Source organism: Acinetobacter sp. ANC5681 (genome assembly GCF_023488045.1).
Taxonomy (GTDB): domain Bacteria; phylum Pseudomonadota; class Gammaproteobacteria; order Pseudomonadales; family Moraxellaceae; genus Acinetobacter.
This window is the reverse complement of the sequence record NZ_JAMFKZ010000015.1, coordinates 67,548-74,173: the sequence shown is the minus strand read 5'-3', so window position 1 is coordinate 74,173 and position 6,626 is coordinate 67,548. Positions and strand designations below refer to the sequence as shown.

6 protein-coding genes are annotated in these 6,626 nt (G+C 37.9%); 3 read left to right on the top strand and 3 right to left on the bottom strand.

The features are described from left to right. Positions 1–188 precede the first annotated feature (188 nt). On the top strand, positions 189–1,154 hold the full coding sequence (locus M5121_RS10185) for an MBL fold metallo-hydrolase (protein WP_249571107.1): 966 nt from the start codon (positions 189–191) through the stop codon (positions 1,152–1,154). Between the two features lie 57 nt (positions 1,155–1,211). Here the strand turns inward: M5121_RS10185 and M5121_RS10180 are convergent, their stop codons facing one another. Continuing rightward, the gene (locus M5121_RS10180; RefSeq protein WP_249571106.1) at positions 1,212–1,835 is read right to left on the bottom strand and encodes a LysE family translocator; all 624 of its coding nucleotides are present in this window, start codon (positions 1,833–1,835) and stop codon (positions 1,212–1,214) included. A 355-nt stretch (positions 1,836–2,190) separates the two neighbouring features. On the opposite strand from M5121_RS10180, the gene M5121_RS10175 reads away from it, so the two are divergent. Beyond that, positions 2,191–3,813, top strand: a complete 1,623-nt coding sequence (locus tag M5121_RS10175; RefSeq protein ID WP_249571105.1) for an oleate hydratase — start codon at positions 2,191–2,193, stop codon at positions 3,811–3,813. A 46-nt stretch (positions 3,814–3,859) separates the two neighbouring features. On the opposite strand, the gene M5121_RS10170 is transcribed toward M5121_RS10175, so the two are convergent. Together M5121_RS10170 and M5121_RS10165 are read right to left on the bottom strand one after the other, a co-directional pair. After that, positions 3,860–4,618, bottom strand: coding sequence for a class I SAM-dependent methyltransferase (locus tag M5121_RS10170; protein WP_249571104.1), 759 nt, complete (start codon positions 4,616–4,618; stop codon positions 3,860–3,862). Between the two features lie 100 nt (positions 4,619–4,718). Then, positions 4,719–5,396 carry a DUF1345 domain-containing protein gene (locus M5121_RS10165; RefSeq protein WP_005158588.1) on the bottom strand — a complete coding sequence of 226 codons (678 nt, stop codon included), beginning with the start codon at positions 5,394–5,396 and terminating at the stop codon, positions 4,719–4,721. A gap of 334 nt (positions 5,397–5,730) precedes the next feature. Here M5121_RS10165 and M5121_RS10160 point away from each other — a divergent pair, with 334 nt between their 5' ends. Next, positions 5,731–6,603 carry a 1-aminocyclopropane-1-carboxylate deaminase/D-cysteine desulfhydrase gene (locus tag M5121_RS10160; RefSeq protein ID WP_016652942.1) on the top strand — a complete coding sequence of 291 codons (873 nt, stop codon included), beginning with the start codon at positions 5,731–5,733 and terminating at the stop codon, positions 6,601–6,603. The last annotated feature ends 23 nt before the right edge of the window (positions 6,604–6,626 follow it).

Here is a 6,626-nt window from a genome sequence, read left to right as displayed (position 1 = left end):
GAAGCATGTTTAATTCGTCTGATCACAGATACTTTATAAAGTATTTTAGTACTTTTTTGAATCCGTCAATGCGTAAGTCCTATCAAATTTCAATTATTTATATATTGTATCAATTGATCTATTAACCCAACACAAAAAATTCTATCATGATAGAAACAACCTATCCCTTTAAAACTTATAAGAAACTTATGAAGACTTTAAAACCCCTATTCATAGCACTAGCGCTAAACACAACAGCCATCTTCACCCAAGCTGCTGAATCCACCATCTCCCTACAAAAACAAGTCGCTGGTTACTACCAATATCAAGCAGGTGACGTACAAATCACAGCCCTGCTAGATGGTACAAACTTTATGTCACCAAACTTGTTTAAAGACATACCGCAACAACAAGTTCACGAGATTTTAAAGAAATACTATGCAGATCAAGAGAAAGGCGTACAAACCTCAGTCAATGCCTTCCTCGTTAATACAGGAAAATCTCTAGTATTGGTGGATAGCGGTGCAGCCAGTTGTTTTGGTGCTCATTTAGGTTCAGTTTTAACCAACCTAAAAGCATCAGGCTATCAACCTGAACAAGTCGATACCATTCTACTCACACATCTACATCCCGATCATGTCTGTGGAATCAGTAAAGATGGCGTTGCCAATTTCCCTAATGCGACAGTCTATGTATCTGATGATGAAGCAAAATATTGGCTAGATCCCAAACAAGCGGCAAAATTACCAAAAGATAAACAAGCCAATTACTCAGGCACGGTTGAGAAAACTAAACAAGCGATTGCGCCTTACCAAACCAAGCAACGCTTTAAAACGTATAAACTCGGAGATGACATTCAGGGCTTTAAAGTCATTAACACGGCGGGACATACACCGGGACATTTTAGTTATGCACTAAAAACCAAAGATGAAAACGTGGTCTTTATTGGTGATATCGTACATTCTCATACTGTGCAATTTGATAAACCTGAAACGGCAATTGAATACGACATAGACCCGAAAAAAGCGGTTCAAACACGTTTAAAGCAATTTGCTAATTTCGCTAAAAATGGACAAACCATTGCTGCACCACATTTACCTTTCCCCGGCATTGGACACATTTATTCAGCCGATGGAAAAAGCTATCAATGGATTCCAACTCATTTCAAAGATTAAATGTTTTTATTTAGAATTAGTCCATAAAAAAAGCGACCTTCTTGGTCGCTTCTTTTATCACTTCATTCCAAAGATTAACTTCAATCCCAGCAAGGTCATCACCCCACCTGCAATACGATCAAAAACAGCCTTAGATTTTAAATACACTTTGCGAGGACCTTCTGCTGACAATGCAACAGCCACTAGCGAATACCAACCTGCATCAATAAAGAAGCATAGCATCGGCAACACCACATAAAAATACGTTGGGATTTCTTTCGGCAATAACGCGGTAAAAATACTGGCAAGGATAATCGCAATTTTAGGGTTACTGAGTTGGGTAATCAGTCCTAAACGAAATGCTTGCGTATAACTCATGGTCTTCACTGCACCATTTACAGCTTCCATGGGTTCTTTGGCATGTTTAATAATTTTATACGCCAGCCAAAGTAAATACAGACCACCAAAGATTTTCAAAGCAATATAGGCAGAAGGCACAGCCAGCAAAATCGCTTGTAGCCCCATCACTGCCAGCAAACCAAATAATGCTGCACCCGTGCCTGTACCAAGCGCAGTAAATAAGCCATGTTTACGTGAAATCGCAATTGAGTTTTTGGCAACATAAATAAAGGTAGGACCAGGACTAATTGCCCCCAACATTAATGCCAAAGTAATAGAGCCTAAAATCAATAATGATTCCAAGATAGACCTCAAGATTAGAATAATTTTCAACTATTTATTTTACTTAAAAAACCATAATTGAAGATATAATTTTTTGATTTCTGTTTATAAATTTAAGGATTTTTCAAGCAATTTGATATTGAGTAAAAAACTAAAAGTAGAGTAAAAACTCAATTTAATATCAATATCAAACAGTTAAAACATAGCATATGAACAGTAAAATTTTATTGTGCATCCATTTTTTCTATTAAAGTTTTTTTCTGATAATAATTTATCATCGATTTTTAGCAGAACTTTCATATATTTTTAAAACACATAATCCCATAATAAAATTATGGCTTTGATTTTCTTTAGAACTACAAACGAGGCGCATCAGATGCAAAATAAAAGACTGAAAACATTAGACCGCTCTAAATCACATCTTTGGATTGTAGGTGGAGGCATAGCTGGTATGGCGGCGGCTGCTTTTGCGATTCGTGATGCTAAAGTGCCAGCCGAACATATCCATATTTTAGAAGAATTGAATGTTTCTGGTGGTTCGATGGATGGTGGACATAATCCGCTTAATCCGAACCAAGCATGGGTCACACGTGGTGGACGTATGCTAACTGATGAAACTTATTTGTGTACTTGGGATTTATTTTCAAGCATCCCATCTTTAGAAAATCCAGACATTTCCGTTCGTGAAGAATGTCGTGAATTTAACGAACAAGTTAAAACCAATGCTCAAGCACGTTTGATCGACTCAAATCATATTATTGCAGAAGCTCAAAAATTGGGATTATCAATGCTCAACCGTGCTCAAATGTTACGTCTACTGGCATTAAAAGAAGATCGTATCGGTAGTCGCCGTATTGATGAATTTTTTGATGATGCATTTTTCCAAAGTAATTTTTGGCGGATGTGGCGAACCACATTTGCGTTTCAAAAATGGCATAGCGCAGCGGAATTACGCCGTTATTTTCTACGTTTCATTCAAGAATTACCACGCATCCATACCTTAGCAGGTGTGAAACGAACTAAATACAATCAATATGATTCAATGATTCATCCTCTACAACGCTGGTTGGTGGAACAAGGCGTTGATGTTCGTTTCGGTAGTTATGTCACAGATGCAGACTTTGTCGAAGATGCCCAAACGAAGGAACGTAAGGCAACCCAACTTTATGTCAATATTCCAGAAGGCACTGAACAAATTCAACTGGGTGAGCATGATCTTGCGCTCTTTACTTTAGGTTCGATTACGGCTGATTCACGTTATGGCGATAAATTCGATGTTCCTGAGCTGATTCGTGATCGACAAGATCATGGCTGGCGTTTGTGGGAAACATTGGCTCAAAAAGCTCCTGATTTTGGTCGTCCAATGACCTTCTATGGCAACATTGATGAGCATAAATGGAAATCCTTTACGCTCACCATGCATGATGATGTGCTGCTAAAACGGATTATTGATTACACAGGAAATGAACCGGGTACAGGTGCACTCATGACTTGGTTTGAATCTGGTTGGCATCTATCTGTGGTCGTTCCAGCTCAACCGCATTTTGCTGACTTACCAGAAGGTAAATTCACCTTATGGGGTTATGGTTTTGAAATTGACCATATCGGCGATTACATTAAAAAACCGATGAGTGAAGCGACGGGTCAAGAGATTTTAATTGAGTTGATTCATCAACTTGGTTTCGATGACATCTTGGATCATGTGTTGGCACATACCGACATTACCACAGTAATGATGCCTTATGCTTCTGCCCTATTTGCATGTCGTAAAGCAGGTGATCGTCCATTGGTCATTCCAGAAAATGCGGTCAACTTTGCTTTCTTAGGTCAGTTCGTCGAGCTGGAAGATGATGTGGTTTTCACTGTGGAATATTCAGTACGTTGTGCCATGATTGCGATTTATCAACTCTTAGGTGTCGAACGTGAAATTCCAGAGATTTATAATGGTTTACTTGATCCTAAAGTTGGCTTAAATGCTTTGGAAGCAGTTTTTCACTAAGTTTTAAATAACCATAGAGCGGATTGCTGCTCTATGGTTTTTCAACTTATTTTGATAAAACGATATAAGCAACATCACTGCTAAAAGAACCATCAGCTTTGATTTGATAATATCGTTGCACCTGCTCTGATGCTTTGCTTTGTAAATCACGTATGGTGGTAATGGCATATTCAGGCGTTTGCATACGTTCTGTCCAACTTTGGAAATCTAAATCCAAACGTTGCTTTGCAACGGTTTCAACTTTAAAGCCTGTAGATTCCGCGAAATACATCCATTCCTGCAAACTATAATTTCTGACATGACTCGGATCTCGAATCATTTCAATAGTCTGAAAAAAGCTATCAATCGCTGGATTTGAATTTCCTAAAATATCAACAATAATAACTTTGCCGTCTTGAGTTAATACACGATAAATTTCATGCATTGCCTGAGCAACACTCTGCCAATGATGCGCTGAATAACGCGTGATGACACAGTCAAAACATTGATCTATAAAAGGTAATTTTTCCGCTGCACCTTGTTGGGCAATCACGTTTTCAAAACCTCGTTGTTTGGCTTGAATCGATACAAGCTCAACCATTGACGGTGTTAAATCATAGGCAACTACTTCATCAACCAATGCTGCCACCTGATAAGTCACATGCCCACCACCACAGCCCAAATCTAAGACTTTTTGAAATTGATGAGATTGGATGAGTTGTTGTATCTTCTGAAATTCGACGCCTTGTGCATGCACTTGACTGTTTAAATAAGCTTGCGATTTATCCTGATATTGCTGTTGATTGACTTGATGCTGAGTGGTCATGTTTTTATCCTTGCGATGTCATCTAGCTTTTAAAATAGACGGCACTAATCAAAAATAAAAATGATGAATTTTAATTTAATTAATAAAAATAAGTTATCAATTATAATCCAATCAAACTGGCTGCGACATTGATTGCGATGGCTAAAATCATGGTATTAAAAATAAAAGCCAAAACACAATGAAAAATATTCAGATGCCTCAATTCAGAACTGGTAATCGAAACATCTGCCGTTTGTGCAGAAGTGCCGATAATATAACTAAAATAAATAAAATCGAGATAATCAGGTTGATCAGTTTTTGGAAAATCTAAACCAGGATTCTTTTGCTGACTCTTGGCAAGATAATAATCATGCGCGTAGTGAATCGCAAATAAAGTATGTAGTAACAGCCATGTTGAAAAAATAGTCCCGATGGTCAATAAAATCAGAAATCCTTTTAAAAAAGCCTGATCTTTGGGGACATGGCTGAGTTGTACTACAATTGAAATAAAACAGATCACAATGGCGATCAAGACAACATTCAGAATTGCCCATTTCCCTGCATCTTGTTGCTGAGCGCGTTGTAAAATATGAGTTGAGTCTAAGCGCCACATCATTTTTAAAGTCAGAAATAAATATAACCAAATGGCAATATTCCACCCAATTTGTAGACAAGTCGCCCATTGCCAAGGCGTAAAAAAATGCAAAACAGCATAGATCACTAAACCTAAACTAAAGGTTGCTGATAAGTATGGGCGATGTTTTAGCCCTCTCGCAAAACGCTTTACAAAGCCTTGCATCTTTCACCCGCTGCTATTTTTTATTCACAATCAATTTAGGCTTATATTTAACACTGTAATCTTATATCAAAGTACCTTATTGCCTATATTTTACCTAAACCACACAAACCATGAGCCAAGTGATAGACACTTAAACTTTTGAAATTCATCTATGGTAAATGTTATCGAAAAGTAGTTAAAACATAAGCGAATTAGATTGGACTAAATCGAATCATGCATAAAGTAATTTAGCCATTCCAATACTGACCAAGATGAACGAGGTTCGAAGAACAATACTGACTTTCACGATCGAATACACTTACAATAGGATTCAATTTATTTTTAATGATCTCAAATGTTTGATCACATTGCCTTTGATACACCTTATCAAACATTGCAACTTCCCCAGCCTGTTCAACTGACCATCAAACGCCTTGACCTGATTCATCCCCAGATTTCGGGCAATAAGTTTTTTAAACTCAAATACAACCTCTTGGCAGCACAACAGCAAGGTTTTTCTCAAGTCCTCACTTTTGGCGGTGCATTTTCCAATCATATTGCAGCAACGGCTTATGCAGCTCAACGCTTTGGCTTTCAAAGTATTGGCATCATTCGTGGTCAAGAACTTGCGACCCAAGACTTAAATCCTACTCTACAAACAGCGCAAGATTTTGGCATGCAACTGCATTTTGTCAGCCGAGCCGAATATCGTCTGCGCCATGAAGTGGAATATTTACAACAACTTCAACAACAATATCCTCAAGCCTTTATTATTCCAGAGGGTGGAAGCAATTCCCTTGCCATTCAAGGGACACAGGAAATCCTCTCCCCTGATGATTTAGAAAATTATGACGTAATTTGTTGTGCTGTGGGTACTGGTGGAACTCTTGCAGGCATCATTGAAAGCAGTTCAGATCACCAGCACATTTTAGGCTTTTCAGCCTTGAAAGGTGATTTTCTCAAACAGGACATTCAACAATGGACTGATAAAAGCAATTGGTCTTTAACCGATGCCTATTGTGGTGGCGGCTATGCCAAAACTACACCTGAATTATTGAAATTTATTCAAAATTTTGAGCAAAAATATCAAATTCCACTCGAACACATTTATACAGGTAAAATGATAATGGGACTTCTTGATTTAATCCAGCACAATCATTTCCCTGCCCACACTCGAATCCTGGCCATTCATACAGGTGGGTTGCAAGGAAAGCTTAAAGCATATTAAAACCCCCACAAATCTTTTATAAT

Bases quoted from the DNA above. Each gene is read 5' to 3' on its own strand.
- M5121_RS10185 (WP_249571107.1), top strand. From the start codon at position 189: ATGAAGACTTTAAAACCCCTATTCATAGCACTAGCGCTAAACACAACA.
- M5121_RS10175 (WP_249571105.1), top strand. From the start codon at position 2,191: ATGCAAAATAAAAGACTGAAAACATTAGACCGCTCTAAATCACATCTT.
- M5121_RS10170 (WP_249571104.1), bottom strand. From the start codon at position 4,618: ATGACCACTCAGCATCAAGTCAATCAACAGCAATATCAGGATAAATCG.
- M5121_RS10165 (WP_005158588.1), bottom strand. From the start codon at position 5,396: ATGCAAGGCTTTGTAAAGCGTTTTGCGAGAGGGCTAAAACATCGCCCA.
- M5121_RS10160 (WP_016652942.1), top strand. From the start codon at position 5,731: ATGTTTGATCACATTGCCTTTGATACACCTTATCAAACATTGCAACTT.